The organism is Massilia sp. HP4 (assembly GCF_005222695.1).
Taxonomy (GTDB): domain Bacteria; phylum Pseudomonadota; class Gammaproteobacteria; order Burkholderiales; family Burkholderiaceae_D; genus Telluria.
Genome location: NZ_STGG01000058.1, coordinates 18,375 through 44,265 on the forward strand (window position 1 = coordinate 18,375; position 25,891 = coordinate 44,265).

A 25,891-nucleotide genomic window follows, 5' to 3' on the forward strand; every position below is an offset into this window, starting at 1 on the left:
AAAATGAAAGTGGTTTTTTTACATCATCGGCGGCTCCTGTTCCATCGCATGCAGCTGCAGTTCGCCGTTCACGAAGCGCACCTCGACGAACGGCGTGCGCGCCGGCTCGATGGCGCGCACGGCGGGCGGCCCACCATCGACCGCCACCTCGAGCTGCACGCTGTCGGCCCTGGTCTCGACGTCGACCGCATCCGCACGCGAGATCGTCCAGTCGGTGCTGACGCCGGAGCGACCGTACACCTGCTTGCCGTCGATCTTCACGCTCACGGTATTGTTCTGGAAGCCTTCGCCTAGCCTCACGCGTAATGTCATGACCTTGCGCTCCTCTCTTAGAGCCTATACCGGTGGGTGGGGGGAAACTCATGGCGATGCATGGCGGGCGTGAGCAAGGCGCGAGGAGGCCGCATAGCGAGCCATGCAACGACGAGCAACGCAGCGCACGCTTGCCAGGCGCGCCAGGAGCGACTCCCACCCACCGGTATAGGCTCTTAATGTCGATGCGGACGGGACGGACTGGCTGCGCCCCTCGCACGCCTGTCCGCCCAATCCCAGCACCAGCATGACTGCAATCCAGGCCCGGCGCGTCATTCGTCCTCAGGCCTTCCGAAGACACGGGTCGTGATCTGGCTCAGGGTATCCTGGGCCCCGCGGTCGTCCCCGATCTCTTTCTGGACACAGGAGAGGCTGTACCGCACCTCGTCCTGGGACACCGGATCGAGCACATGGGCCGCGGTCGCGCTCGAGAGCAAGGCGATGCTTTCCTCGGTGTTCGCAGGGCGCACGGTAACCGGCCTGCCCTGGCCGGCATTGACGGTCTTGAATACCCGACCGGCATTGATGCCCTTGACCATGCGCGCATACGTGGCCATCGGATGCGCACCGAAACGGTCGATCACCTCGTCGAAGGCATCATTGCCGGAGCGCAGCGACGTATTGTCCGATCCCTGCAGGTAGAGCAGCACGCCCTGGTCTTCTCCCAGGAAGAGTTCGGCCAGCGTATCTTCGTCCTTGGTGACCGGATAGCGTACCCGGATCGTCAGGATGTCGGACAGCACCTGCGAGCCGTCCAGCGCCGCATAGGCCGCGCGTACCCGGTACTGCCCCGGCTGGTCGAAATAGAAACCGCCCTTGCCGTAGCCGATGTAGGCGCTGTCGCGCACCTCGTCGTCCACCCCGAGCATGGTCTGTTTTTCGCCGACCAGGTGGTCGATTATCGGCTCGTAGGCGAGTACTTGCCCGCTGGGCTTGCTGATGACGATCCTGACCATGCCGAAATCGGGGTGCAGCCAGGTATGCGCGCGGCGCCCACGGGTGGTGGTCGCCTTGAGCTGGAGTTCGAGCACGACCGGTTCGCCCAGCGCGAAACTGCGCTGGTGGGTCGAGATCCCCAGCGCCAGCCCCGATTCGTCCGAGATCGGATCGGCCAGCACCTCGCGGCCCAGCGACGAGCCGACGATGAAGTTGTTGCCGCCCATGATCACGTCATTGCGGAAGCCGTGGCGCAGGTGGATCAGCTCTTCGTCGTCGAAGCGGAAGTCGAAGCTGCTCCAGAAGCCGGCCGGTCCACCTTTTGGATAGTTCCACGGATAGTTCATCCACGACAGGGAATCTGGCCGGTCGGGCTTGGGCGGCGAGGCCAGCGATTTCTGCCAGGAGTGCAGCAGGTTGAAGCAATGGCCGAGCTCGTGCACATAGGTGTAGAGCTGCAGGCGCAGCTGCTCGGCCGTAGCGCCGCCGATCCCCTTGTGGAACACGGCGCACCCCTGGCGCTGCCGGCCCTGCTGGTCGAACATGATGCCGTACAGTCCGTCTCCATAGTCGTGTTTCTGGGCGGCCAGTTGCCAGACGCACCACTGCTGCACATCGCTCCATAGCGTGAAATGGGTCTGCATCGAGGCGTGCAGCTCGGCATTGCTCCAGGTGGCGCCCGGGCCCGCGCCCGAGATGTCGATCACATTATTGCCGGCGGTCGGCACCATCCCGATGCCGGCCTCGCCGAAGGAACTGACCACGCTCATATTGCGTGCACCGCCGCCCGATGGCAGCGAACCGGTGTTGTAACTGGCGAACGGCGAGCCGACCAGGTCGGAGACGCTGTCGGTCTCGATCCGCACCGTGCGGAAATGCAGGGACGAGAACGGGCAGTGATAGGCGGCGCCGGGCGAATTGGTAATGGTGAAGAACTGCAGGGTCGCGGCGGCCTGCGGCTGCAGGATGTTGACGCGCGCAATGGTGACCTGCACCACTGGCGCGCCGGCCGAGAAGGTAAAGCGGCCCAGGCCCTTGACGACGACTTTTGAGCTCGAGACCGTGACCACCGGGCTGTCCACCACGAAGGAACCGAAGTAGGAGGTGGTCTTGCCGATGGTCTGGTAGAAGTCGCCGCTCACCCGTTTCATGGGCCGGCTGCGGTCGACGTCGACCCGTAACTCGACCTGGAAGGCGCCCAGCGCCCCGGCATAGCAGCCGCTTACCGCCTTCTTGATCGGCAGCGGGATCGGCGGAATCGGGAATTTGGGGAGCGGGATCGGCGGCGCATGGGGAATCGCCGGCGCTTCGGGCACGGCGCCGGTCGGGGCGGTGTCGTGGGCTTCGTGCAAGCCCAGTTCGCCATTGGTCAGCCCGGAAATCTCTTCATAGCTCATCTGGCCGCTGTTTTCCAGCAGCGCCTCTTCGCCGGCATTTTCAACCCCAGTTGGATCTTGTGACATGGTTTTGCTCCTCGATGCAATCTGCATTGCGTGCACGGCCGGGCGATCCCGGCCGCGTCCTGGTCTGGCAAGCCCGTCCCCGTTGACAGCGGACGTGCTGCTTGGACCGTCGGGATGCGGCGCGCGATTCGTCCAGCCCGCCAACATTCGGCGTGATCGGCATCGCATCTAGAGGGAGATCAAAGGAACTTCAGTGGCCAGGCAGGAGATTGGCGGGACGGCGCGCGGCGCCCGTTTCGAACGGTGTCGCAGAGATAGGCTGGCGCTGGAAGGTGACCTATAATGGTTCTTTCGCAAAAAAATTCACTTACCAGCACATCATGGAATTAGCCAAGTCTTTCGAGCCAGCCGATATTGAACAATTCTGGCGCGCCGAGTGGGAAAAGCGCGGTTACTTCACCGCCACCATGGACGAGGGCAAGCCGTCGTTCAGCATCCAGCTGCCGCCGCCGAACGTGACCGGCACGCTGCACATGGGCCACGCGTTCAACCAGACCGTCATGGATGGCCTGACCCGCTACTACCGCATGCGCGGCTACAACACCGCCTGGGTGCCGGGCACCGACCACGCCGGCATCGCGACCCAGATCGTGGTCGAGCGCCAGCTCGACGCCCAGAAGATCTCGCGCCACGACCTCGGCCGCGACGCCTTCCTGGAAAAAGTCTGGGAGTGGAAGGAAAAGTCGGGCAACACCATCACCGGCCAGATGCGCCGCCTGGGCGCCTCGGCCGACTGGCAGCGCGAATACTTCACGATGGACGACACCCGCTCCAAGTCGGTGGTCGAAGTCTTCGTGCGCCTGTACGAGCAGGGACTGATCTACCGCGGCAAGCGCCTGGTCAACTGGGATCCGGTGCTGGGCACCGCGGTCTCGGACCTCGAAGTCGATTCGCAGGAAGAAGACGGCTCGATGTGGTACATCCAGTATCCGCTGGTGGACGGTAGCGGCCACCTGACGGTCGCCACCACCCGCCCCGAGACGATGCTGGGCGACGTCGCGGTCGCGGTCGACCCGACCGACGAACGCTATACCCACTTGCACGGCAAGCTGATCAAGCTGCCGCTGACCGGCCGCGAGATCCCGATCATCGCCGACAGCTACGTCGACAAGGAATTCGGCACCGGCTGCGTCAAGATCACGCCGGCCCACGATTTCAACGACTACGCCGTCGGCCAGCGCGCGAACCTGGAGCCGATCAATATCTTCACGCTGGATGCGAAGATCAACGAGAACGCGCCTGCCCAGTACCAAGGGCTGGACCGCTTCGCCGCGCGCAAGCAGATCGTCGCCGACCTCGAAGCGCTGGGGCTGATGGAACAGATCAAGCCGCACAAGCTGATGGTGCCGCGCGGCGACCGCACCAATGTCGTGATCGAACCGATGCTGACCGACCAGTGGTTCGTCGCCATGACCAAGCCGGCGCCGGAAGGCACCTTCAATCCCGGCAAGTCGATCACCGACGTGGCGCTGGAAAAAGTCGCCAATGGCGAGATCAAGTTCGTGCCCGAGAACTGGAGCACGACCTACAACCAGTGGCTCGGCAATATCCAGGACTGGTGCATCTCGCGCCAGCTGTGGTGGGGCCACCGCATCCCGGCCTGGTTCGCCGAAGACGGTACGATCGTCGTCGCGCGCGATGAAGAAGAAGCGCAGGCCAAGGCCAAGGCACAAGGCATCGCCGGTGAACTGCGGCGCGACGACGACGTGCTCGACACCTGGTTCTCGTCGGCGCTGGTGCCCTTCTCGACCATGGGCTGGCCTGAGGAAACGCCGGACATGAAGATGTTCCTGCCGTCGTCGGTCCTGGTGACGGGCTTCGACATCATCTTCTTCTGGGTGGCGCGCATGGTCATGATGACCGCCCACTTCACCGGCAAGGTGCCGTTCGAGACCGTGTATGTGCACGGCCTGGTGCGCGACTCGCAGGGCCAGAAGATGTCGAAGTCGAAGGGCAATACGCTCGACCCGATCGACCTGATCGATGGAATAGATCTCGATAGCCTGGTGGCCAAGCGCACCACCGGCCTGATGGATCCGCGCGCCGCCGACAAAATCGCCAAGGCCACCCGCAAGGAATTCCCGGACGGGATCGCGGCCTTCGGCACCGACGCCGTGCGCTTCACAATGGCCAGCTACGCCTCGCTGGGCCGCAACATCAACTTCGACCTGGGCCGCGCCGAAGGTTATCGCAACTTCTGCAACAAGCTGTGGAATGCGACCCGCTTCGTGATGATGAATACCGAAGGCAAGGATTGCGGCGCCCCGGCTGCCAAAGACCTGTCGCCGGCGGACCGCTGGATCATCTCGCTGATGAACCGCGTCGAACTGGATGTCGCGAAAGGCTTCGCCGACTACCGCTTCGACAATATCGCCAGCAGCATCTATAAATTCGTGTGGGACGAGTACTGCGACTGGTACCTCGAGGTCGCGAAAGTCCGCGTCCAGCAGGGCACCGAAGCGCAGCAGCGCGCCACCCGCCACACCTTGCTGCGCGTGCTGGAAGTGATCCTGCGCATGGCGCATCCGATCATCCCGTTCGTGACCGAAGCGCTGTGGCAGAGCATCGCGCCGCTGGCCGGCAAGACTGGCGAGACGATCATGCTGCAGCCCTACCCGCTGGCCGACACTTCGCTGGTCGACGAGGAAGCCGAAGCCTGGATGGAACAGTTCAAGGCGCTGACCGACGCCACCCGCAACCTGCGCGGCGAGATGTCGCTGTCGCCGTCGGTGCGCGTGCCGCTGATCGTCGAGCCGGCCAACGAAGCCGACCGCGAAAAGATGGCGGTATTCGCACCCTACATCCAGCTGCTGGGCAAGTTGGCCGAGGTGCAGATCGTCGACGCGCTGCCGGAATCGCCGGCCGCGGTGTCGATCGTTGGCACCACCAAACTGATGCTGAAGGTCGAGATCGACGTTGCCGCCGAACGCGAGCGCCTGTCGAAGGAGATCGCGCGCGTGGCCGGCGAGATCGCCAAGGCCAACGGCAAGCTGTCGAACGAGAGTTTTGTTGCGCGTGCGCCGGCTGCTGTCGTGGCGCAGGAGCAGGAACGTGTCGCGAACTTCTCGGCCACGCTGGCCAAGATGCAGGAGCAACTGGCGAAGCTGCCGACCGCCTGATCCGGCGCACGCCGAAACAAGAAACGCGGCCTCGGCCGCGTTTTTTTATTTCAGGTTCTGCCACCAGCGCCCGCCGGCATGCGGCTGCTTCAGGTCCAGCGCCTCGCCCATCTCGGGTGTGGTCAACTTGACGCCCTTGTCGTCGGCCAGCTTGGCGATCCGGTCGAACGGATCCTGCCAGCGGTGCATCCCCAGGTCGAAGGTGCCGTTATGCACCGGGAACAGCCAGCCGGCGTTCAAGTCGTGGAAGGCCCGCATGGTTTCCTCGGGCTGCATGTGGACGTCGGGCCAGCGCTTGTCGTAGGCGCCGGTTTCCAGCAGGGCCACGTCGAACGGACCGAACCTGGCGCCGATCTCCTTGAAACCCTTGAAGTAACCGGTGTCGCCGCTGAAGAACAGGCGCAGGTCGCCGTGCTGGATCACCCACGAGGCCCACAGCGTCTTGCCGGCATCGTGCAGGCCCCGGCCAGAGAAGTGCTGGGCCGGGGTGGCGGTGATGCGCACGCCCCCTGCTTCGGTCCCCTGCCACCAGTCGAACTGGCGCACCTTGGCGCGGTCCACGCCCCAGTCGATCAGCCGGTCGCCCACGCCCAGCGGCGTCAGGAACATCGTGGTCTTGGCCGCCAGCGCCGTCACCGAACCGTGGTCGAGGTGGTCGTAATGGTCGTGCGACAGGATCACGGCCTTGATCGGCGGCAGTTCGTCGATCGAGATCGGCGGCGCATGGAAGCGCGCCGGGCCGGCCCATTGGACGGGCGAGGCGCGTTCGGAGAACACCGGATCGGTCAGATAAAACTCGCCGCCCAGCTTGATCAGCATGGTCGAGTGGCCGAGGCGGTACAGGGTGTTGTCGGGCGCGGCCAGCAACGCGGCCTGGCTCAGGGCGCGCACCGGCACCGCCTGTTCGGGAATCGTGCCTTTCGGCTTGTCGAACAAGAAGATCCACCAGAGCTTGGCCATTTCGCCAAAACTCATCTTGTGCATCTCGACCGGGTTGCGGTATTTACCGTCGTGGAATTGCGGCGAGGCCGGCGCGGTGGCGGTGCTGGCGATGGAGGTGCAGGAAGCCATGATAGCGATTGCTCCAAGTAGGATGGTGCCGAATAGTAGGCGCATGATGTCGATGGGTAGTCATAAAGTACACTACACAGTGTAGTATCACATAGTGAAGAAGTAAACTACTGAGTGTAAAATTCGCGTATGCACACGCCGACCCGCCTGACCGACCGAAAACGCAGCGCCATCCTGGCTGCCGCTGCCGAGCAGTTTCGCGTCCATGGTTACGAGACCGCCAGTATGGACGCGATCGCGGCCCTTGCCGAAGTATCCAAGCGCACCGTCTACAACCACTTCGCCAGCAAGGAAGAGCTGTTCGCCGAGACGGTGATGCAGATGTTCGAGAGCAGCGCAGGTGAGCTCGAACTGGGCTACCAGAGCACACGCGGCCTGCGCGAGCAGCTGGTTGAATTGATGACGCTCAAGATGCGCACCCTGGACGATCCTAAGTTCCTGGCCCTGGCGCGGGTGGCGATGGGCGAAGCGATCCATTCGCCCGAGCGCACGCTGCCCATCCTGGCCCGCCTGGGCGAGCGCGAAGAAGGCGTCACGGCCTGGATTCGCGCGGCCCAGGCCGACGGCAAGCTCAAGCCCGGCGATCCAGTGTTTGCTGCGACCTTGCTGCAGGGCCAGATCAAGACCTTCGCCTTCTGGCCGCAGATCGCGATGGGCGCCGCGCCGCTCGCGCCGGCCGAGCAGGAGCGCGTGATCGACGCCGCGGTGTCGATGTTCCTGTCGTATTTCGCGGCCGACTAGAAGCTGATCACGAAGCGGGCGCCCTTGCCCACCGACCTGGCATAGCGCACCGTGCCGCCGTTTTCATGGACCAGGTGGCGCACCATCGCCAGCCCGATGCCGCCGCCCTGCTTTTTCGTCGTGTAGAACGGCGTGAAGATGTGGGCGACCGACTCCTCGGGGATGCCGACGCCATCGTCGGCGACTTCGATGCGCAGGCGGCTGCCGCGCACCAGGCGCGCATCGACCCGTGCGCAGCCTCCAGGCTGCGTGGCCTCGAAGGCGTTCTTGAGGAGATTGATGAGTGCCTGTTCCAGCTGGCCGGGATCGGCCATCAATTCCAGCGATGCCGGCTCGACGCTGAACGCCACGTTCCCGCCGCGCCCGCGCCAGCCTGGTCCCACCAGCGCATTCACCCGATCGAACAACTGGACAAGCACCACGCGCTCGGGCCGCGCGGGCGGCACGTTCGACAGGCTGCGGTAACTGGCGACGAAACCGACCAGGCTGTCGGCGCGGCGGTTGATCGCATCCAACGCCGTCTTGAGGTCGGCGCCGACGTCGGGCGGCAGGCCGGCCCCGGATCTGTCCAATGCGTCATCCAGCAAGTCGCGCGCGGTGCGCGACAGCGAGGCAACCGGCGTCAGCGAATTCATGATCTCGTGAGTCAGCACGTGCACCAGCTGGCGCCAGGATTTCAGGGCCTCGGCTTCGAGCTCGCTCTCGACCGGCATCAGGGCGGCGAGACGCTGCGGCGCGCCGTGCAGGGTCAGCATCGCTACCGCCACCAGCGCCCGTTCGACGCCACGCTCGGTGTCGAATTCGACCAGCCGCCGCTGCCCCGTCTGCACGACCAATTGCCGGTATAGCGCCCCGGCGTCAAGCGCGCGGCCCGGCGCGACCAGCTTGCGCGCGCTGGCATTGAGCGGGGCCACGCCGTCGGCGGCATCGATGGAGAACAGCGCGATCGGCGCGTGTTCGAGCCGCGCCTCGAGGGCCAGCGCGTTGTCGAGCAGCGCGCGCCGGTCGATGCCGGGATCCACGACGACAGGCGGCGCTCCGCGCGTCCTGGCCAGCCGCTCCACGCACCACCACAGCAGCGCCAGCAATGGCAATGCCGCCAGCGCGCACGCCACCTGCAGGCGCGGCGATTCGCCCAATATGCCCGCGCCGAAGGCCAGCGCCAGCATGCCGGCCAGGGCCAGCCAGATGCCGGACCTAGATCCCATGCTTGCCCAGCTTGCGGTACAGCGCCGCGCGGCTCAGGCCCAGCAGGCGCGCGGCCAGGCTGATATTGCCCTTGGCCTGCTCCATGGCGGCGGCGATGGTGTCGCGCTCCAGGGTGCCGAGCTTGAATTCCTCCCTCAATGGCGCTGGCGCGGTGAATGGCGCCGCCGGCGCCACCAGGCCGAAATCGTCGACGTGGTAGTCGGGACGATTGCCGAGGATGACGGCGCGCTCGCAGGCATGGCGCAGCGCGCGCACATTGCCCGGCCAGTCCCAGGCGCACAGGCGATCGAGCGCGCCCGGCGCCAGCTCGCGCACCGGCCGGGCGTACTGGCTTTCATACAGCGACAGGTAGTGATGCAGCAGCGCCGGGACATCGCCCCGCCGTTCGCGCAGCGGCGGCACGCGGATCACGATCGTGTTCAGCCGGAACAGCAGGTCGGTGCGAAACAGCGCTGCGTCGAACAGGCGCGCTTCATCGAGGTTGGTGGCGCTGACGATGCGCACGTCGACCGCCTCGGCGCGGTCGGCGCCGACCGGCGTCACCTGGCGCCGCTCCAGCACCGTCAGCAGCTTGGCCTGGGCGCCCAGCGGCAGGTTGCCGATCTCGTCGAGGAATAGCGTGCCGCCCTGCGCGGCCTGGAAGCGGCCCGCGCGGTCGGCCCTGGCGTCGGTGAAGGCGCCGCGCCGGTGGCCGAACATCTCGCTCTCGAAGGTCGCCTCTGGCACGGCGCCCATGTCGACCGCCAGGAAGGTGCCGTGCGCTCGGCTGGACGCCGCGTGGATGGCGCGCGCCACCAGTTCCTTGCCCACGCCGTTCTCGCCCAGCACCATCACATTGGCCGCGGTCGGCGCTACGCTGGCGATCGTCGCCTTCACCTCCTGCATGGCCTGCGAGTCGCCCATCAGGCTCGCATCGACGGCAACGGTCCTGGCGCCGCGCCGCGCCAGCGCGGCGTCGACCGCCGCCAGCAGGCGCGCATTGTCCCACGGCTTGGTGATGAAGTCTCCCGCGCCGCGCTTGAGCGCTTCCACCGCCAGCGGCACGTCGGCGTAGGCGGTCAGCACGATCACGGCCGGCGCGGCGGCCAGGGTGCGCAGGCGGTCGAGCACTGCAAGCCCCTCGGCGCCGTCGATGCGTCCCGGCGTGAAATTCAGGTCGAGCAGGACCAAGTCGGGCACACCAGTCTCCAGCAAGGCGTCGAGCCGCATGGGATCGTCGAGTGTCGCCACCGCGCCGTGGCGCCGGCGCAGCAGCATCTGTGCGGCGCAGGCGACGTCGGGGTCGTCGTCGAGGATCAGGATGCGCGCGGCAGAATCAGGCATTGAGGTCGGGATGGACAGGTCAGCAGGCATTCTAGCAGCGCCAAATGGCGCCGTGCAGCCGCCCCCGGACACCTGTCCAGATCCGCACACCTTACCTGTCCGGAATCGGACAGGTAAGCGACAAAAAACCGTCCAAGGGCCCTGAAAACCGCCTGGCACGGCGCTTGCAATGAGTTCCGGCATGGACCAGATACCCCCACCCGCCGTCACCGGCGCCGCCATGGACGTGACCTTGCCGCCACGGCGCGGCCGCCGCGCCGCGCATTTTGCGCTGACCTTCGCCGCCATTGGCGCCGCCGGCGCCCTGCTGTGGCAAATGCTGCCGCGCGGCCTCGACGTCGAGCTGCGCGACGTGCGCATCGCCAAGGTCGAAGCCGGCGTGTTCCGCGACGAGATCGTGGTGCGCGCGCTGGCCGAGCCGCTCAATTCGATCATGCTCGACTCGGTCGAATCCGGCCGCGTCGAGGAAGTCTTCGCCCGCGATGGCCAGATGGTCAAGAAGGGCGACCTGCTGTTTCGCCTGTCGAACCCGCAACGCAACCTGGAACTGCTGGCGCGCCAGGCCGAACATGCGCAGCAGATCTCGAACCTGGCCAACCTGCAGGTGGCGCAAGAGGCAGTGCGGACCGACCACCAGCGCCGCCTGAGCGACCTCGCCTTCGCGCTCGACCAAAGTGAAAAGCAGCACGCCCGCAACGCCCGCCTGGCGCAGGACGGCTTCATTTCTACGGTGGCGCTCGAAGAATCGCAGGACAAGCTGGCCCAGGCGCGCCGTGCACTGGATGAAGAACGGCGCGGCACGAGGCTCGAACAAGGCGTCAGGCGGCGCGCCCAGGACCAGATGGACCAGGCGATCCGCGGCCTGGCCTCGGGCCTGGAACTGGTGGCCGCCACGGTCGACGCGCTGGCGGTGCGCGCCCCGAGCGACGGCGTGCTGACCGACTTTCGGCTGCTGGTCGGCCAGGCGGTGCGCCAGGACCAGGCCATCGGCCGCATCGATGATCCTAACCGCTTCAAGCTCAGTGCCCAGGTCGACGAGTTCTACCTCAGTCGCGTCACCCCGGGCCGCGAAGGCCGCATTGCCCAGGACGGCAAGACCTACCCGCTGCGGGTGGGCACCGTCTACCCGCAGATCAAGGAGGGCCGCTTCACCGCCGAACTGGTGTTCCTGGATGCCCAGCCGGACGTGATCAGCCCCGGCCAGGGCATGGACGTGCGGCTTACCCTCGGCCACAGCACGCGCGCCCTGCTGCTGCCGAACGGCGCCTTCGCCAACGACGGCGGCGGCGCCTGGGCCTTCGTCGTCGCCAGTGACGGCAGCCACGCCGCCAGGCGCGAGGTCAAGCTCGGGCGGCGCAGCCCGACCCAGGTCGAGGTGCTATCGGGCCTGGCCGCGGGCGAACAAGTCATCGTCTCGGGCTACACCGGTTTCGGCAAGGCCGAGCGGCTGCGGCTGACCGATTGAACCGACGGTTTATCATCATCACATTGAACAGGAAAACACCATGCTCAAGCTTTCAGGCGTCAGCAAGATCCACGTGGCGGGCGACGTCCGGACCACGGCCCTCGACCGCATCGACCTCGAGATCGGCGCCGGCGAATACGTCGCCATCACCGGCCCTTCGGGCTGCGGCAAGTCGACCCTCCTGGGCCTGCTCGGCCTGCTCGACGTGCCGACCTCCGGCGCCTTCCTGTTCGACGGCCACGACGTGACCGGCTGGAGCGAGGCGCGCCTGAACGGCCTGCGGCGCGGCATGGTCGGCTTCATCTTCCAGAGCTTCAACCTGATCGAGGAACTGAGCGTGTTCGAGAACGTCGAGCTGGCGCTCGAGTACACCGGCGTGCCAGGCGGCGAGCGGCGCCGCCGCGTGGGGGCGATGCTGGAGCGCCTGGGTGTGGCCCACCGCAGCCGGCACCGGCCCTCGCAGCTGTCGGGCGGCCAGCAGCAGCGGGTGGCGATCGCGCGCGCGCTGGTGGCCGGGCCAGCCGTGCTGCTGGCCGACGAACCGACCGGCAACCTCGACACCGCCCACGGCGACGAGGTGATGCGCCTGCTGCGCACCATCAATGCCGAAGGCACGACGGTGGTCATGGTCACCCACTCGCCCGCGCATGCGGCCCAGGCTTCGCGCACCCTGCGCCTGCTCGACGGCCGCATCGTGGTCGACGCGCTGCAGGCAGCGTGAGGAGACGTCCATGCTATTGAGCGACTTTCGTATCGGCTGGCGCCTGCTGGCCAGGGACCGCGCGTTTTCCGCGGTCGTGATCCTCGGGCTGGCGACCGGCATCGCCGCCTGCTTCCTGCTGCTTGGCCTGGTGCGCCACGCCTTCTCCTACGATCGCCACGTGCCCGAGGCCGGGCGCGTGCACCTGCTGCTGGAGCGCTGGAATATCGACCTGATGGGCCACAAATGGACGGCCATGGCCAGCCTGCCGGCGCGCGACGCGGCCCTGGCCAGCGGCCAGCCGCTGCTGGCCACGGCCTTCCTGCAGCGCGCCCTCGATGTACGCGTCGATAACCAGGTGCGCGCCTTCGGCGTGACCCTGGTCGATCCCGCCTTCGTGCAGATCTTCGCGCCGAAGGTGCTGGCGGGCGACCTGCAGGCCGCCCTCACCCGCCCCGGCGCACTGGCGCTGACACGCAAGACCGCCGTGACCCTGTTCGGCCGCGAAGACGTGGTCGGCGCCACCATGGAGGGCGATGGCGCGAGCTATACCGTGGCCGCAGTGCTGGCCGACCAGCCTGCGGCCACCACCATGCCTTACGAGGCGCTGTCCGGCGTCCAGGGCTCGGTGCTGCCGAATGGCATGCGCCGCAGCCTGGAGCGTTCGTGGGGCTTCGTCGGGGGTAGCGTGTATATCAAGCTGCTGCCGGGGGCGGATCCGGAAGCGGTGCTCGAGAACGTGCGGCGCGGCCTGCGCCAGTCGCCGCTGGTGCAGCGCGACTATGCCGGACAGGTTGCGGCCCTGGGAGGCGGCGACTTGATCGACTATCGCCTCGCCCCCCTGCCGGGCGTCTACCTCGATCCCGACCTCGACGGCGGCCATGCCGTGCACGGCAACCGCCAGGGCATGCTCGGCCTGGGGCTGGTGGCGTTGTTGATCCTGCTGCTGGCCGCCACCAACTACGTCAACCTGGCCACGGTGCGCACCCTGGCGCGCCAGCGCGAGATCGCGATGCGCAAGGTGCTGGGCGCGTCGGCGCCGGCGGTGGCGCGCCAGTTCCTGGCCGAGTCGGTGCTGGTCTGCACGGTGGCGACACTGGCCGGCCTGTTGCTGGCCTGGCTGCTGCTGCCGGTGTTTGCCGACCTGGTGCAGCGCGAGTTCGACGCCATGTTCACGCCCGCCGCCGTGCTGGCGACCCTGGCCCTCGGGCTGGCGCTCGGCCTGGCTGCCGGCGCCTGGCCGGCCTGGTCGGCCCTGCGGGTACGCCCGGGCGCCGCACTGGCGGGGCGCGACGGTAGCGAGAGCGTCCACGGCCTGTGGCTGCGGCGCACGCTGACAGTGCTGCAGATCGCCACCGCCATGGGCCTGACCGCCACCACGCTGGCGGTGGCCTGGCAAACGCGCCACGCCAGCACCATCGACCCCGGCTTCGACGCGGCGCCGCTGCTGATGTTCGGCGCCAACAACGACCTGCGCGACCCGCGCACGCGCGCACTACGCGACGAAATCGCGCGCCTGCCTGACGTGGCCGGGGTGGCCGCGTCGCAGATGCCGTTCAGCGTCGGTCACAACATCATCAGCATGCAGCGCGAAGGCGGGCAAGCGGCCGACCTCAGCCTGTACGTGCTCAGCCCGGAGTTCTTCGAGGTGCTGGGCGTGCGCCCGGTGGCCGGGCGCCTGTTCGACCCTGCGCTCGATGGCCGCGAGGATCAGGGCCGCGTGATCATCAATAGCAGCGCCGCCCGCCTGCTCGGCTATGCCAGCCCCGAAGACGCGGTCGGCAAGATGCTGCTGCGCACGGATGGCGAAACCGCGTTGCAGGTAGTGGGCGTCGTCCCCGACCTGCGCCATCGTTCGGCGCGCGACCGTCAGCCGCCGGTCGCCTATTATCTGCGTGAACAGGTGCGCATGTTCACGGTGCGCGCACGCGCCAATCCCGACGCCGTGGCGCGCGAGATCGAGGCACTATGGCCGCGCCACTTCCCGAACGAGACCCTGGGCGTGGTGCGCATGCAAAAGCTCACCTCGGACATGTTCTATGCCGACGACCTGCGCCTGTCGCGATTGCTGGGCGCATCGAGCGCGATCGCCAGCGCCATCGCGGCCTTCGGCATCTATGTGCTGGCGGCCTACAGCGTGCAACGGCGTTCGAAGGAAATCGTGATGCGCAAGCTGTATGGCGCCAGCCCCGGCGCCATCGGCCGCCTGGTGGCGCGCGACATCGGCCTGCTGGTGGCGGGCGGCGCGCTGCTTGGCCTGCCGCTGGCCTGGCTGGCGATCCAGCACTACCTGGGAGGATTCGCCACCCGGGCGCCGATCGGTGGCTGGACCCTGGCGCTGGGCCTGCTGCTGGCCTGCGTAGTGGCGCTGGGCGCCACCGTGCGCCACGCGCTGGCGGCGATGCGCCTGCGGCCGGCGCAGGCGCTGCGCGAATGACTTACTTGACCGGGGCGTCGTCGCGCACGCCGGCCTGCAGCTTGCGGTTGGCGGCGCGCTGTTCCCAGTAGTGCGCGTTCTCGATCCCGAGCGCGACCGGATCGAACTCCGGATCCTTGCCGGCCTTCTTCTGGGCTTCGTAATCGGCGAGACACTTGAACGCCGGCTTACGCAACAGCACGATGGCGACCACGTTCAGCCAGGCCATCAGGCCGACGCCGATGTCGCCCAGGCCCCAGGCCACGTCGGCGGTCTTGACCGCGCCGTAGATGGTGGCCGAGACGATGCACAGCTTGAGCACGAAGCCCAGCCATGGATGGCGGCCGTGGCGGTCCATGTAGGCGATATTGGTCTCGGCAATGTAGTAGTAGGCCACGATGGTGGTGAAGGCGAAGAACAGCAGCGCGATCGCCACGAACAGCGCGCCGAAGCCCGGCAGCGTGTTTTCGAGCGCGGTCTGAACGTAGCCCGGTCCCGAGGCAATGCCCTGGATGCCGACGAACACCGGGCTGCCGTCGGGCCGCTCGACGTTGTACTGGCCGGTAATCAAGAGCATGAAGGCGGTCGCCGAGCACACGAACAGGGTGTCGATGTAGACCGAGAAGCCCTGCACCAGGCCCTGCTTGGCCGGGTGGCTCACTTCGGCCGCCGAGGAAGCGTGCGGGCCGGTGCCCTGGCCAGCCTCGTTCGAATAGATGCCGCGCTTGACGCCCCACTGGATCGCGAGGCCAAGCATGGCGCCGAAGCCGGCGTCCAGGCCGAAGGCGGAGCTGAAGATCAGTTGCAGCACGCCCGGCAACGCGCCGATATTCATCCCCACGATCACAAGCGCCACCAGGATGTAGGCGGCGGCCATGAACGGCACCACGACCTCGGCGAAGTGGGCGATGCGGCGCACGCCGCCGAAGATGATGATGGCCAGCACCACGGCCAGGCCGATGCCGGTGTACAGCGGGTCGATGCCGGCAGCGGTCTTGAGGCCCTCGGCAATCGAGTTGGCCTGCACGCCCGGCAGCAGCAGCCCGGTCGCGAACAGGGTGGCGATCGCGAAGGTCCAGGCATAGCGCTTCATGCCCAAGCCTTTTTCGATATAGAAGGCGGGGCCGCCCCGGTACTGGTTACCGACCGGCTCCTTGTAGACCTGGCCCAGGGTCGATTCGACGAAGGCCGAGCTCGCGCCGAGGAAGGCCATCATCCACATCCAGAACACCGCGCCCGGGCCGCCGAAGGTGATCGCGGTGGCGACGCCGGCGATATTGCCGGTGCCGACCCGGCCGGCCAGGGTCATGGCCAGCGCCTGGAACGAGGACACGCCCTGCTCCGAGCTTTTCCCTTCGCGCATCAGGCGCACCATCTCGCGCACGTGGCGTACCTGCAGGAAGCGTGAGCGCAGCGAGAAATACAGCCCGGCCCCCAGGCACAGGGCGATCATGATGGGGCTCCAGATGATGCCGTTGACGGCGTTGACCAGGTCGAGCATGCAATGTCCTTGTAGCGTGGGCAAAAGATGCAACAAGATACAACAGTTCATGCAAAACTTGCATCCGAAAAAAATAGAATGGCTGGGCACTGTTGCAGGAAATAGCGCACCGTCAAGACGTGATAGGATCGCCACATGGACCGACGAAGCGACTACAAGACCTCCCTGCGCATCGACGCCGTGATCCACGAGGCGTCCCCCGAACAGCGCACCAGCGCCGCGCGCCAGCTCGCCGAGCTCGGTGTGCCGCTGGACGTCACGATGCGCGTACTGACCCGCCCGGCCGAGCGCCGTCACCAGGTGACGCCGGAAGACGTGCGCAACGCGCCGTAGTTTTGGAGGAAATCCTCTGATTTCGGTCCCTCTAGTGCGCAAGCGGCTTTGCTACACTCCGCCATACCAACAACAACACTGGAGATACACCATGCGACACCTGATCCAAGCTGGCCTGATCGCCGCCGCCGTACTCGCCTTGCCCACCGCCGCACTCGCGCAAAACGCCTCGCCGGTCGGCGCCTGGAAAACCATCGACGACAAGACCGGCAAGCCCAAGGCGCTGGTGCGCATCAGCGAAGAAGGCGGCGTCCTGACCGGCAAGATCGAGAAGCTGTACCGCGAACCGTCCGAGGACCAGAACCCGAAATGCGTGAAATGCACCGACGCACGCAAGGACCAGCCGATCATCGGCATGACCATCCTGTCGGGACTCAAGAAGGACGGCAATGAATACACCGGCGGCGAGATCCTCGATCCGGCCGCCGGCAAGACCTACAAGAGCAAGGCCAGCCTGGCCGACAACGGCAGCAAGCTCGAAGTGCGCGGCTATGTCGGGGCGCCGATGTTCGGCCGCACCCAGACCTGGCAGCGCGAGCAATAACCTTTACCGCGGCCCGGCAACGGGCCGTTTTTCTTCCTGATGACCCTGAATCAAGCTTATATTTACCTCGGCTTTGCGATCGTGGCGGAGGTGATCGGCACCACCGCCCTCAAGGCCTCCGACAGTTTTACCCGTCCCGTGCCCAGCCTGATCACGGTCGGCTGCTACGCCCTGTCGTTCTACCTGCTCACCTTCAGCCTGCGCGTACTGCCCACCGGGATCGCGTACGCGATCTGGTCCGGCGTCGGCATCGTGCTCATTTCCCTGGTCAGCTGGTTGTATTTCAAGCAAAGCCTGGACCTGGCGGCAATCGCCGGCCTGGCCCTGATCATCGCCGGCGTACTGGTGATCAACCTGTTTTCGAAGAGCGTCGGGCACTAGCGCACGCTTGATTCACGGGCCGGGCAATGTGGGCTATGCTTACGCCAGGACCACGTCAACCGTGACGTGTTGTCGAGCGTTACTTCCAGCCCACCATCGACCCCTGGCGCCATGAAACCGACTTCCGTAGCGCGTGCCGCACGCCCCGTCTTCCGCGGACGGGCCATGCGCGTCATACGCCTGCTCAGCCTGGCTGGCGGCGTATTCGGCATCCTGTTGCCGGCCGCGCTGCTGGCCTCGACCGCGCACGGCATCCCGGACTGGATCGAGCCGTATATCGTGCTGGTCGGCGTGGCCCTCGGCTGCGGCGGCTTCTTCCTGGTCGCAATGGCCGGCCACCGCATGAACCGCGATCCCGTGCTGCGTTCGCTCGCCGCGCTGCTGCTGATGCTGCCCTTCGGCGCCAGCGGCATCGTGATCTGGCATGCCAGCAATATGCTGATGGTCTACCTGTGCACCTTCCTGCTGATGCTGACGATCCTGATCTACTGCAGCTTCATCTATCCCCTGACCCATGTGCCGCAGCAGCCGATCGTGCCCAAGACGCCCCGGCGCGCGCCGAAGCCGGTCCAGTGGATTCCACTGCGCCGCACTGCGCAGCGCGTGCGCCGGTTCACCCAGCCGCTGTAGTCAGCCCGATTCCTCAAAGCCAGCCGGCATCGCGCGCCATCCTGTACGCTTCCACCCGATTTGCGGCGCCCAGCTTGCTGATCGCTTCCGACAGATAGTTACGCACCGTCCCTTCGGACAAATGGACCTGGCGCGCGATCTCGGCGCTGCTGCGGCCCTCGCCGGCCAGGCGCAGCACCTGCCGTTCGCGCTCGGTCAGCGGATCGCTGCCTCCGTTCCAGCTTTCCAGGGCCAGCTCGGGGGCGATCGCGCGCCCGCCCCCGTGCACGACGCGGATCGCGTCGGCCAGCGCGTCGACCGGCGCATCCTTGAGCAGGTAGCCGCGCACCCCGGCCTCCATGGCGCGCCGCAGGTAGCCGCTGCGGGCGAAGGTCGTCACCACCACGACACGGCAGGCCAGCTTGCGCCCGGCCAGCGCCTGCGCCAGCTCGATGCCGGTCATGTGCGGCATCTCGATATCGGTCAGCACGATGTCCGGCACGAGCCGTTCGCACAGGGCCAGCGCCTCGCGGCCGTCGCATGCGCCGGCCACCACCTCGACGTCCGGCTCCAGCCGCAGCAAGGCGCTCAAGGCCCCCAGCACCAGCTTCTGGTCTTCGGCGATCAGGACCCGGATCATGCCGGCACCTGCAGCTCGAGCGCCAGGCCGTCGCCGGCCCGCAGCGACAGCCGTCCGCCGAGCGCCGCCACCCGCTCCTGCATGCCCGCCAGGCCGTTACCGTGCCGCAGTTCATCCGCATCGCGCAGGCGGCCGTCGTCGTGCACGCGCAAGACCGCATTGCCCTGCTCGCGGCTCAGCGACAGGGTGCAGCGCGACGCCCGGGCGTGGCGCACGATATTCGTCACCGCCTCGCGCACCGCCAGCGCCACCACGTGTTCGGCGGCCGGCGCCAGGTCGATGCGCTCGACCCGTTCGTCCAATACGACATCGGCAGCCTGCAGGCTGGCGCGGGCGCTGGCCAAGGCCTGGGCCAGGCCGCTCTCGCGGTAGCCGGTGACCGCCGTGCGCACCTCGGCCAGGGCGGTGCGCGCGCTTTCCTCGATGTCGGCGATCTCGCGCGCGCAGGCTTCGGCGTCGCGCCCCGCCAGCTTGCGCGCCAGCTCGGCCTTGAGGGCGATCAGCGACAGCGAATGGCCGAGCAGATCGTGCAGGTCGCGCGAGATGCGTTCGCGTTCGGCGATGCGCGCCATGTGTTCGACTTCTTCCTGCTTGCGCATCAACTGCATCCGCGCGCTGCGCTGGCGCGCATCCATGATGCAGGACAGCCCGACCGGCAAGCCGGCCATCAGGATCGGCATCAGGAGGATCAGTTGCATCGGCCCGGCCAGGAACGACGCCGCGCCACCCCAGGCGATCACGCCCACCATGGCGCCGACGGCGCGGCCAGTGCCCGGGAACCGGGCGCACATGGCGCAGGCGAAGATGAAGAAAGATGCAGCACCCGGGTTCCAGCGCGCCCACGCCGTGCCGAGCAGGCAGCCGGCCGCCACGCAGGCCAGCACCTGCCAGCCGCGCGCCCAGAAGCTGGCGCAATACAGCGGGATGAAGACGGCCAAGGTCAGCGCCAGCAGTGCCAGCTCCAGTACCTCGGGGGTCACGTAGGCAAACTTCCAGAACAGGTAGCCCAGCGACAGCAGCCAGACATACTGCAGATTGCCATATTCGGGCGGGATCCAGGGCCGCGCCAGCACTTGCCTGAAGGTCGTCTTCATCGTCGGCTCCATCGTTATTCCCGGTCCAGCAGGCGCACGTCGGCGAGTTCGAAGCGGTACTCGCCCGGCTGCGGTCCGGCACTGAATGCTAGCATGGCGACGGCGGCCGGATCGATGCCGGCGAAGGCAGTCAAAGGCAGGCTCACCTCGGCCCATTCTTTCCCGGCCACGAAAGGCACCATGCTCGGCCGCTGGCTGCCGGCGCCCATCAGCATCGCCTGGTAGGTATGGCCGTCGCCGCGCACCTTGAAGCGCAGGGTCTTGGCCGCACTCAGGTCGGCCGGCTGCATCGGCTGCGCGCCCGGCATGAAGGCCACGCTGGACCACGCGAAAGGCAAGCCCGGCGCGACCGTGGCATGCACCGCCAGCGGCACCTGGCCGTCGGGCAGCGCCGGCCTCACTTCGAGCCTGACGGTCGACTTGCCGCCGGCGAACTGGTCGGTCGACGGCATCCAGCCGCTGCCAAACGGGCTGCCCAGGCGGCTGGCGCTGAAGTCGCTGATGCGGCCATCCGGCGGCAGCGCCTGGCGGGTAGCGCTGCTGCCTTCCTGCGCCACCCGCTGGCGCCGCGCATCGCGCAGCGCATTCGCGCTCTGTCCGTCCTTCCAGACTTCGACGATGCGGCGCGTGGCCCGGATGTCGGCCGCCGGATTGCCGCCGACCAGCAGCAGGTCGGCCTTGCAACCCTTGGCGATGCAGCCGCGCTGGCCCAGCCTGAAGGCGGTGGCCGGGGCGCTGGTGGCGGCGGCCAGCGCCTGGGTCGGCGTCAGGCCGGCGTCGACCAGCGCCGCCAGTTCGCGGTGCATGCTGATGCCATACAAGGTGCCGGCGTTGCCCGCATCGGTCCCGGCCAGGACCGGCACGCCCGCCTTGGTAAGCGCGGCGGTGACGGCCTTCGGCGCCGCCAGCTCCTGCGGCCGGGCCTGGGCGCCGTAGCGCGCCTTGAGCGTGGCCGCGCCATCACGGCCGACCAGCGCCGCCAGCCCGGATTCGGCAAGCAGGTCGTCGCCGCGCACGCCGGCCATGCTCTCCAGGACTGCAAAGGTCGGGATTACGAAGGCGCCCTTGCGCCTGGCCAGTTGGACCAGGCTGTCGATGTCCTGCGCACCTGGCGCAGCGCCCAGGTACAGGTGCACCAGGCCGTCGGCGCCCGCCTCGAGCGCGGCGCGCGCGTCCTGCTCGTTGCTGACGTGGACCACCGCCAGCTTGCCGCGCAGGTGGGCGGCCTCGATCAGCGCCTTCGCGGTCGCCAGGTCCAGTGAGTTCATTTTGCTGGTGCCCTTCCCGCCTGCTTCAAGCACGATCTTGATGAAGTCCGAACCTTCGGCGATGCGGGCATCGACGAAGTCGCGCGCCTGGTCCGGGCGCTCCAGGGTTGGAATCGGCAGGCCGTACTGGGTGCCGTGGCCGTTCGGGGCGGTGGCCAGGGTGCCGGCCGAGAACATGTCGGCCCGGCCCGCGTTCTGGCCCGCCGCCATGCTGGCCTTGACCTCCTGCATCAGCGGCACGGCGGTGAACATGTCGACCTGCGTGGTGACGCCGAACAGCAGCGGCAGGTCGAGTTGCTGGAATGCGTGGGTGTGGGCATCGATCAGGCCCGGCAACAGGGTGCGTCCGGCGCCGCTGACGACGCGGCTGCCGATCGGGGGCGTACCGCGAAAATCGGCATCGAGGATGACGCCGCCGTCGAACAGCACGGAACGGCGTTCGTGCACGGCCTTGCCGTCGAAGACGCGCACGTCCTGGACCAGGGTGGCGGCGGCCAGCGCCAGGGTGGACAGCGAAAGACCGGCGACGGCGATGACTGCTTTCAGGGCGGGAGTGGACATGGTTTCCTCACAGTTTGGTGTGAGACCAGTATGTCGGCGCCCGCGCCTGGCCGATAGAATCGCCTGCCATCAATCCGGGATGACAAATGTCATCCGCGTCGCCCCTTCACGCAGCTCACGCTGGCGGCAGGCTATCCCACAAATCGCCCGTCGGGCTGATGCGCGGCGCTGCCACGCCGAAGTGCTGGTAGGCCAGCGGCGTGGCGATCCGTCCGCGCGGGGTGCGCTGCAGGTAGCCCTGCTGGATCAGATAGGGTTCGAGCACGTCCTCGATGGTGTCGGCGGCTTCGCCGATCGCCGCCGCCAGGTTGCCGATGCCGACCGGGCCGCCGGCGAACTTGAACAGCACCGCCTCCAGCAGCTTGCGGTCCATGACGTCGAAACCGACGGTGTCGACATCGAGCATTTTCAGGGCAAGGTCGGCGATCTCGCGCGTGATGTCGCCATTGCCCTTGACTTCGGCGTAGTCGCGCACGCGGCGCAGCAGGCGGTTGGCGATCCGCGGCGTGCCGCGCGCCCGCTTGGCCACTTCGCGCGCGCCGTCCTCGTCGATCGGCGCGTTCAATAGCGCGGCGCTGCGCAGCACGATCTTGGTCAGCTCGGGAACGTTATAGAACTCGAGGCGCGCCACGATGCCGAAGCGGTCGCGCAGCGGATTGGTCAGCATGCCGGCGCGGGTGGTGGCGCCGACCAGCGTGAACGGCTGCAGATCCAGCTTGACCGAGCGCGCGGCCGGGCCCTCGCCGATCATGATGTCGATCTGGTAGTCCTCGAGCGCCGGATACAGGATCTCTTCGACCACCGGCGACAGGCGGTGGATCTCGTCGATGAACAGCACATCGTTCGGCTCGAGATTGGTCAGCAGCGCCGCCAGGTCGCCCGGACGCTCGAGCACCGGGCCCGAAGTCTGGCGCAGGTTGACGCCCATCTCGCGCGCGATGATGTGGGCCAGCGTGGTCTTGCCAAGGCCTGGCGGGCCGAACAGCAAGGTGTGGTCGAGCGCCTCGCGCCGCTTGCGCGCCGCGCTGATGAAAATCTCGAGCTGGTCGCGGATTTTCTCCTGGCCGACGTATTCGTCCAGCTGCTTCGGGCGCAAGGCGCGTTCGATCGCCTCTTCGTTGGGCGAGGCCGGCGCGGCGTCGATCACGCGGTGTTCGGTAAAACTGTCGGTCTGGATGCTCATGGCGCGATATCTCGATTAGGCTTTGGACAACGCCTTCAGGGCGAACTTGATGCCGTCCGAGACGCTGGAACCCGCCGGCATGTTCTTGATCGCCAGCAGCGCTTCCTTGTCAGAATACCCCAGTGCGGCCAGCGCATTGAGCACGTCCGCCTGCGCGTCGTCACGGGCCGCACCCGCGACCGCGCCGATATCGGCGCCCAGCTTGCCTTTCAGTTCGAGCAGCAGCCGTTCGGCGGTCTTCTTGCCGATGCCCGGCACCTTCACCAGGCGGCCGGTCTCTTGCAGGGTGACGGCCTGCGACAGCTCGGCCACCGTCATGCCGGACAGGATCGCCAGCGCCATGCGCGCGCCGATGCCGGTGATCTTGATCAGCTGGCGAAACAGCGCGCGCTCCGAGGCCGAGCCGAAGCCGAACAGCAGGTGCGCATCCTCGCGCACCACCAGGTGGGTGAACAGCACGACTTTTTCGCCGGTGTGCGGCAGGTTGTAGAAGGTGCTCATCGGCACGTCGACTTCATAGCCGACGCCATTGCAATCGACCAGCACGTGCGGCGGCGCTTTTTCGAGCAGGATTCCAGAGAGGCGACCGATCATCGGTGTTCCTTACATGTTTTATGAGACGAGACGGCTGTTCTTCATGCGCAGCGCCTGGCCGGCGGGCGCCAGGCCATTCAGCAGCGCCAGGGTGTCGATGCTGTGGGCGTGGCAGATGGCCACGCCGAGGGCGTCGGCGGCATCGGCGCCCGGCAGGCCGGGCAGCTTGAGCAAGCGTGCGACCATGTCCTGCACCTGCGGCTTGGCCGCCTTGCCGGTGCCGACCACCGCCTGCTTGACCTGCACCGCCGTGTATTCGGCCACGTCGAGGTCGGCGCTGACGAGGGCCGTGATCGCGGCGCCGCGTGCCTGGCCCAGCAATAGCGTGGATTGCGGATTGACGTTGACGAAGACTTTTTCGATGGCCGAACAGGCCGGCTGGTAGGTGGCGATGATTTCGCTGACGCCGTGCAGGATGACCTTGAGCCGCGGCGGCAACGCGCCTTCCAGCCCGGTCTTGATGGTGCCCGAGGCGATATAGCGCAACCTGGCGCCGTGTTTTTCAATGACGCCGAACCCCGTCGTGCGCAGGCCCGGGTCGATGCCGAGAATAATCATGGTGGAATGTTACCCCGGCTGGGGGTGTTCGTGGGAAAATACTGTGCAAAAACACAGGTATATGGTGGGTCCGTTGCACCATGTGGTCGATCATACGTGATTTGAACGCGTCGGCGGCATAGCCGCCAACCCTACGTAGGGTCGGCAGGTTTCCTGCCGACGCGTTCAATCACAAGATGCATGGCCGCGACGCAGCCAGCATCTTGACAATCAATGGCGGAAGTGACGGGTGCCGGTGTACAGCATCACCACGCCGCGCTCATCGGCGGCGTCGATCACTTCCTGGTCGCGCATCGAGCCGCCCGGGTGGATCACGCAGGTCGCGCCGGCGTCGACCACCACGTCGAGGCCATCGCGGAACGGGAAGAAGGCGTCCGACGCCACGGCCGAACCGGCCAACGACAGGCCGGCGTTCTGGGCCTTGATCGAGGCGATGCGGGCCGAGTCGATGCGGCTCATCTGGCCGGCGCCGACGCCCAGGGTCATGCCGTTGGCGCAGAACACGATGGCGTTCGACTTGACGAACTTGGCCACGCGCCAGGCGAACATCATGTCTTGCAGCTGCTGCTGGGTCGGGTGCTTCTTGGTGACCACGCGCAGTTCGCCCAGGCCCACGTTTTTCGCATCGGGCGACTGCACCAGCAGGCCGCCGCCGACGCGCTTGACGTCATAGGCGTTCTGGCCGGCGCCCCGGGCGATCTCGAGCAGGCGCACGTTCTGCTTGGCCGCCATGATCTGGCGTGCTTCGGCGGTGAACGACGGTGCGATCAGCACTTCGACGAACAGTTTCGACAGGGCGTCGGCCGCCTTGCCGTCGACTTCGACATTGAAGGCGATGATGCCGCCGAAGGCCGAGGTCGGGTCGGTCTGCAGCGCGCGCGAGTAGGCGTCCAGCGCGTCGGCGCCGATCGCCACGCCGCATGGGTTGGCGTGCTTGACGATCACGCAGCCGGCAGCCTGGCCCAGGCCACCCAGCGACTTGACGCATTCCCAGGCCGCGTCGGCATCGGCGATATTGTTGTACGACAGTTCCTTGCCCTGCAGCTGGGTGTAGTTGGCCAGCGCGCCATCCACGGTGACCAGGTCGCGGTAGAAGGCGGCGCCCTGGTGCGGGTTCTCGCCGTAGCGCATGTCCTGGACTTTTTCAAAGCCCATGTTCAGGGTGTGGGGGAAGCTCGAGCGGGTCGCGTGTGCGCGGTCTTCGCCCAGGCTGGTCAGGTAGTTGGTGATCGCGCCATCGTATTGCGCGGTGTGCGCGAACACCTTCTTGGCCAGGCGGAATTTGGTGTCATAGCTGACCGGGCCGGTGGCTTCGCCCTGGCCCTTCATTTCGGCCAGCACCACGCCATAGTCGGCCGGGTCGACGATCACGACCACGTCGCGGTGGTTCTTGGCCGCCGAACGCAGCATCGTCGGGCCGCCGATGTCGATGTTCTCGATCGCGTCTTCCAGCGAGCACTCTTGTTTCGCGACGGTCTGCTGGAATGGATACAGGTTGACCACGACCATGTCGATCTGCGGGATAGCGTGCTCTTCCAGCTTGGCCACGTGCTCGGGGAAGTCACGGCGCGCCAGGATGCCGCCGTGCACTTTCGGGTGCAGGGTCTTGACGCGGCCATCCAGCATTTCCGGGAAACCGGTGTAGTCGGCAACTTCCGTCACCGGCACGCCGTTGTCCTGCAGCAGCTTGGCGGTGCCGCCGGTGGACAGGATGTTGACGCCGAGCGCGGAGAGAGCGCGCGCGAAGTCGAGCACGCCGGTCTTGTCGGAGACGGAAATGAGAGCTTGTTTGATCATGGTGTGGCCTATGGTTGAGAATTCCTGGCGCCGGGCAGGCGGACTGCGTGACTGAGGCAATGGCCACGCGCCC

General features: G+C 67.0%; 22 protein-coding genes. 9 read left to right on the forward strand and 13 right to left on the reverse strand.

Annotated features, from left to right (window positions below; all coding sequences use genetic code 11):
- Positions 1-18: 18 nt before the first annotated feature.
- Both E8M83_RS22355 and E8M83_RS22360 read right to left on the reverse strand, forming a co-directional pair.
- The gene (locus tag E8M83_RS22355; RefSeq protein ID WP_137175571.1) at positions 19-312 is read right to left on the reverse strand and encodes a hypothetical protein; all 294 of its coding nucleotides are present in this window, start codon (positions 310-312) and stop codon (positions 19-21) included.
- A 272-nt stretch (positions 313-584) separates the two neighbouring features.
- Complete coding sequence (locus E8M83_RS22360; protein ID WP_137175572.1) at positions 585-2,711, reverse strand: hypothetical protein; 2,127 nt, start codon at positions 2,709-2,711, stop codon at positions 585-587.
- 320 nt (positions 2,712-3,031) lie between these two features.
- Here E8M83_RS22360 and E8M83_RS22365 point away from each other — a divergent pair, with 320 nt between their 5' ends.
- A complete protein-coding gene (locus tag E8M83_RS22365; RefSeq protein ID WP_137175573.1) occupies positions 3,032-5,830 on the forward strand; it encodes a valine--tRNA ligase in 2,799 nt (932 codons plus the stop codon).
- Positions 5,831-5,875: 45 nt separating this feature from the next.
- Here E8M83_RS22365 and E8M83_RS22370 read toward each other — a convergent pair whose 3' ends face one another.
- Entirely contained in the window at positions 5,876-6,901 is a 1,026-nt protein-coding gene (locus E8M83_RS22370) for an MBL fold metallo-hydrolase (RefSeq protein WP_206077508.1), read from the reverse strand.
- A 129-nt stretch (positions 6,902-7,030) separates the two neighbouring features.
- Between E8M83_RS22370 and E8M83_RS22375 the strand changes: the two genes are divergently transcribed.
- Positions 7,031-7,642 carry a TetR/AcrR family transcriptional regulator gene (locus E8M83_RS22375; protein WP_137175575.1) on the forward strand — a complete coding sequence of 204 codons (612 nt, stop codon included), beginning with the start codon at positions 7,031-7,033 and terminating at the stop codon, positions 7,640-7,642.
- Here the strand turns inward: E8M83_RS22375 and E8M83_RS22380 are convergent.
- Complete coding sequence (locus E8M83_RS22380) at positions 7,639-8,850, reverse strand: PAS domain-containing sensor histidine kinase (protein WP_137175576.1); 1,212 nt, start codon at positions 8,848-8,850, stop codon at positions 7,639-7,641. The two genes, E8M83_RS22375 and E8M83_RS22380, sit on opposite strands and share 4 nt — an antisense overlap.
- The gene (locus tag E8M83_RS22385) at positions 8,840-10,174 is read right to left on the reverse strand and encodes a sigma-54 dependent transcriptional regulator (RefSeq protein WP_137175577.1); all 1,335 of its coding nucleotides are present in this window, start codon (positions 10,172-10,174) and stop codon (positions 8,840-8,842) included. Before E8M83_RS22385 ends, E8M83_RS22380 begins: the two co-directional genes overlap by 11 nt.
- Positions 10,175-10,355: 181 nt before the next feature.
- Here E8M83_RS22385 and E8M83_RS22390 point away from each other — a divergent pair, with 181 nt between their 5' ends.
- From E8M83_RS22390 to E8M83_RS22400, 3 genes are read left to right on the forward strand one after another with little or no spacing between them, the layout of a single operon-like run.
- Positions 10,356-11,639, forward strand: coding sequence for an efflux RND transporter periplasmic adaptor subunit (locus tag E8M83_RS22390; RefSeq protein WP_137175578.1), 1,284 nt, complete (start codon positions 10,356-10,358; stop codon positions 11,637-11,639).
- 40 nt (positions 11,640-11,679) lie between these two features.
- Positions 11,680-12,360: an ABC transporter ATP-binding protein gene (locus tag E8M83_RS22395; protein ID WP_137175579.1), complete on the forward strand. Its 681-nt coding sequence runs from the start codon at positions 11,680-11,682 to the stop codon at positions 12,358-12,360.
- A 10-nt stretch (positions 12,361-12,370) separates the two neighbouring features.
- Positions 12,371-14,776, forward strand: a complete 2,406-nt coding sequence (locus E8M83_RS22400; protein WP_137175580.1) for an ABC transporter permease — start codon at positions 12,371-12,373, stop codon at positions 14,774-14,776.
- Between the two features lies 1 nt (position 14,777).
- Here E8M83_RS22400 and E8M83_RS22405 read toward each other — a convergent pair whose 3' ends face one another.
- The gene (locus E8M83_RS22405; RefSeq protein WP_137175581.1) at positions 14,778-16,256 is read right to left on the reverse strand and encodes a sodium:alanine symporter family protein; all 1,479 of its coding nucleotides are present in this window, start codon (positions 16,254-16,256) and stop codon (positions 14,778-14,780) included.
- 135 nt (positions 16,257-16,391) lie between these two features.
- On the opposite strand from E8M83_RS22405, the gene E8M83_RS22410 reads away from it, so the two are divergent.
- From E8M83_RS22410 to E8M83_RS22425, 4 genes are all read left to right on the forward strand, one after another.
- The gene (locus E8M83_RS22410; RefSeq protein ID WP_137175582.1) at positions 16,392-16,589 is read left to right on the forward strand and encodes a hypothetical protein; all 198 of its coding nucleotides are present in this window, start codon (positions 16,392-16,394) and stop codon (positions 16,587-16,589) included.
- A 91-nt stretch (positions 16,590-16,680) separates the two neighbouring features.
- The gene (locus E8M83_RS22415) at positions 16,681-17,133 is read left to right on the forward strand and encodes a DUF2147 domain-containing protein (RefSeq protein ID WP_137175583.1); all 453 of its coding nucleotides are present in this window, start codon (positions 16,681-16,683) and stop codon (positions 17,131-17,133) included.
- 39 nt (positions 17,134-17,172) lie between these two features.
- Positions 17,173-17,514, forward strand: coding sequence for an SMR family transporter (locus E8M83_RS22420; protein ID WP_137175584.1), 342 nt, complete (start codon positions 17,173-17,175; stop codon positions 17,512-17,514).
- Between the two features lie 165 nt (positions 17,515-17,679).
- Positions 17,680-18,144, forward strand: coding sequence for a hypothetical protein (locus E8M83_RS22425; protein WP_137175585.1), 465 nt, complete (start codon positions 17,680-17,682; stop codon positions 18,142-18,144).
- Between the two features lie 13 nt (positions 18,145-18,157).
- On the opposite strand, the gene E8M83_RS22430 is transcribed toward E8M83_RS22425, so the two are convergent.
- The 7 genes from E8M83_RS22430 to purH all read right to left on the reverse strand — a co-directional run bounded on the left by E8M83_RS22430 (position 18,158) and on the right by purH (position 25,818).
- On the reverse strand, positions 18,158-18,763 hold the full coding sequence (locus E8M83_RS22430) for a response regulator transcription factor (protein WP_137175586.1): 606 nt from the start codon (positions 18,761-18,763) through the stop codon (positions 18,158-18,160).
- The gene (locus tag E8M83_RS22435) at positions 18,760-19,857 is read right to left on the reverse strand and encodes a sensor histidine kinase (RefSeq protein ID WP_137175587.1); all 1,098 of its coding nucleotides are present in this window, start codon (positions 19,855-19,857) and stop codon (positions 18,760-18,762) included. Before E8M83_RS22435 ends, E8M83_RS22430 begins: the two co-directional genes overlap by 4 nt.
- Before the next feature lie 14 nt (positions 19,858-19,871).
- The gene (locus tag E8M83_RS22440; protein ID WP_137175588.1) at positions 19,872-21,686 is read right to left on the reverse strand and encodes a CIA30 family protein; all 1,815 of its coding nucleotides are present in this window, start codon (positions 21,684-21,686) and stop codon (positions 19,872-19,874) included.
- Between the two features lie 115 nt (positions 21,687-21,801).
- On the reverse strand, positions 21,802-22,869 hold the full coding sequence (ruvB, locus tag E8M83_RS22445) for a Holliday junction branch migration DNA helicase RuvB (RefSeq protein ID WP_137175589.1): 1,068 nt from the start codon (positions 22,867-22,869) through the stop codon (positions 21,802-21,804).
- 15 nt (positions 22,870-22,884) lie between these two features.
- Positions 22,885-23,463: a Holliday junction branch migration protein RuvA gene (ruvA, locus tag E8M83_RS22450; RefSeq protein WP_137175590.1), complete on the reverse strand. Its 579-nt coding sequence runs from the start codon at positions 23,461-23,463 to the stop codon at positions 22,885-22,887.
- A gap of 18 nt (positions 23,464-23,481) precedes the next feature.
- Positions 23,482-24,021 carry a crossover junction endodeoxyribonuclease RuvC gene (ruvC, locus tag E8M83_RS22455; RefSeq protein ID WP_137175591.1) on the reverse strand — a complete coding sequence of 180 codons (540 nt, stop codon included), beginning with the start codon at positions 24,019-24,021 and terminating at the stop codon, positions 23,482-23,484.
- Between the two features lie 210 nt (positions 24,022-24,231).
- Positions 24,232-25,818 carry a bifunctional phosphoribosylaminoimidazolecarboxamide formyltransferase/IMP cyclohydrolase gene (gene purH / locus E8M83_RS22460; protein ID WP_137175592.1) on the reverse strand — a complete coding sequence of 529 codons (1,587 nt, stop codon included), beginning with the start codon at positions 25,816-25,818 and terminating at the stop codon, positions 24,232-24,234.
- Between the last annotated feature and the right edge of the window lie 73 nt (positions 25,819-25,891).

What these genes read in the sequence shown, in the direction of transcription:
- E8M83_RS22355 (WP_137175571.1), bottom strand. Translation starts at nt 312, where the DNA reads ATGACATTACGCGTGAGGCTAGGCGAAGGCTTCCAGAACAATACCGTG.
- E8M83_RS22360 (WP_137175572.1), bottom strand. Translation starts at nt 2,711, where the DNA reads ATGTCACAAGATCCAACTGGGGTTGAAAATGCCGGCGAAGAGGCGCTG.
- E8M83_RS22365 (WP_137175573.1), top strand. Translation starts at nt 3,032, where the DNA reads ATGGAATTAGCCAAGTCTTTCGAGCCAGCCGATATTGAACAATTCTGG.
- E8M83_RS22370 (WP_206077508.1), bottom strand. Translation starts at nt 6,901, where the DNA reads ATGGCTTCCTGCACCTCCATCGCCAGCACCGCCACCGCGCCGGCCTCG.
- E8M83_RS22375 (WP_137175575.1), top strand. Translation starts at nt 7,031, where the DNA reads ATGCACACGCCGACCCGCCTGACCGACCGAAAACGCAGCGCCATCCTG.
- E8M83_RS22380 (WP_137175576.1), bottom strand. Translation starts at nt 8,850, where the DNA reads ATGGGATCTAGGTCCGGCATCTGGCTGGCCCTGGCCGGCATGCTGGCG.
- E8M83_RS22385 (WP_137175577.1), bottom strand. Translation starts at nt 10,174, where the DNA reads ATGCCTGATTCTGCCGCGCGCATCCTGATCCTCGACGACGACCCCGAC.
- E8M83_RS22390 (WP_137175578.1), top strand. Translation starts at nt 10,356, where the DNA reads ATGGACCAGATACCCCCACCCGCCGTCACCGGCGCCGCCATGGACGTG.
- E8M83_RS22395 (WP_137175579.1), top strand. Translation starts at nt 11,680, where the DNA reads ATGCTCAAGCTTTCAGGCGTCAGCAAGATCCACGTGGCGGGCGACGTC.
- E8M83_RS22400 (WP_137175580.1), top strand. Translation starts at nt 12,371, where the DNA reads ATGCTATTGAGCGACTTTCGTATCGGCTGGCGCCTGCTGGCCAGGGAC.
- E8M83_RS22405 (WP_137175581.1), bottom strand. Translation starts at nt 16,256, where the DNA reads ATGCTCGACCTGGTCAACGCCGTCAACGGCATCATCTGGAGCCCCATC.
- E8M83_RS22410 (WP_137175582.1), top strand. Translation starts at nt 16,392, where the DNA reads ATGGACCGACGAAGCGACTACAAGACCTCCCTGCGCATCGACGCCGTG.
- E8M83_RS22415 (WP_137175583.1), top strand. Translation starts at nt 16,681, where the DNA reads ATGCGACACCTGATCCAAGCTGGCCTGATCGCCGCCGCCGTACTCGCC.
- E8M83_RS22420 (WP_137175584.1), top strand. Translation starts at nt 17,173, where the DNA reads ATGACCCTGAATCAAGCTTATATTTACCTCGGCTTTGCGATCGTGGCG.
- E8M83_RS22425 (WP_137175585.1), top strand. Translation starts at nt 17,680, where the DNA reads ATGCGCGTCATACGCCTGCTCAGCCTGGCTGGCGGCGTATTCGGCATC.
- E8M83_RS22430 (WP_137175586.1), bottom strand. Translation starts at nt 18,763, where the DNA reads ATGATCCGGGTCCTGATCGCCGAAGACCAGAAGCTGGTGCTGGGGGCC.
- E8M83_RS22435 (WP_137175587.1), bottom strand. Translation starts at nt 19,857, where the DNA reads ATGAAGACGACCTTCAGGCAAGTGCTGGCGCGGCCCTGGATCCCGCCC.
- E8M83_RS22440 (WP_137175588.1), bottom strand. Translation starts at nt 21,686, where the DNA reads ATGTCCACTCCCGCCCTGAAAGCAGTCATCGCCGTCGCCGGTCTTTCG.
- ruvB (WP_137175589.1), bottom strand. Translation starts at nt 22,869, where the DNA reads ATGAGCATCCAGACCGACAGTTTTACCGAACACCGCGTGATCGACGCC.
- ruvA (WP_137175590.1), bottom strand. Translation starts at nt 23,463, where the DNA reads ATGATCGGTCGCCTCTCTGGAATCCTGCTCGAAAAAGCGCCGCCGCAC.
- ruvC (WP_137175591.1), bottom strand. Translation starts at nt 24,021, where the DNA reads ATGATTATTCTCGGCATCGACCCGGGCCTGCGCACGACGGGGTTCGGC.
- purH (WP_137175592.1), bottom strand. Translation starts at nt 25,818, where the DNA reads ATGATCAAACAAGCTCTCATTTCCGTCTCCGACAAGACCGGCGTGCTC.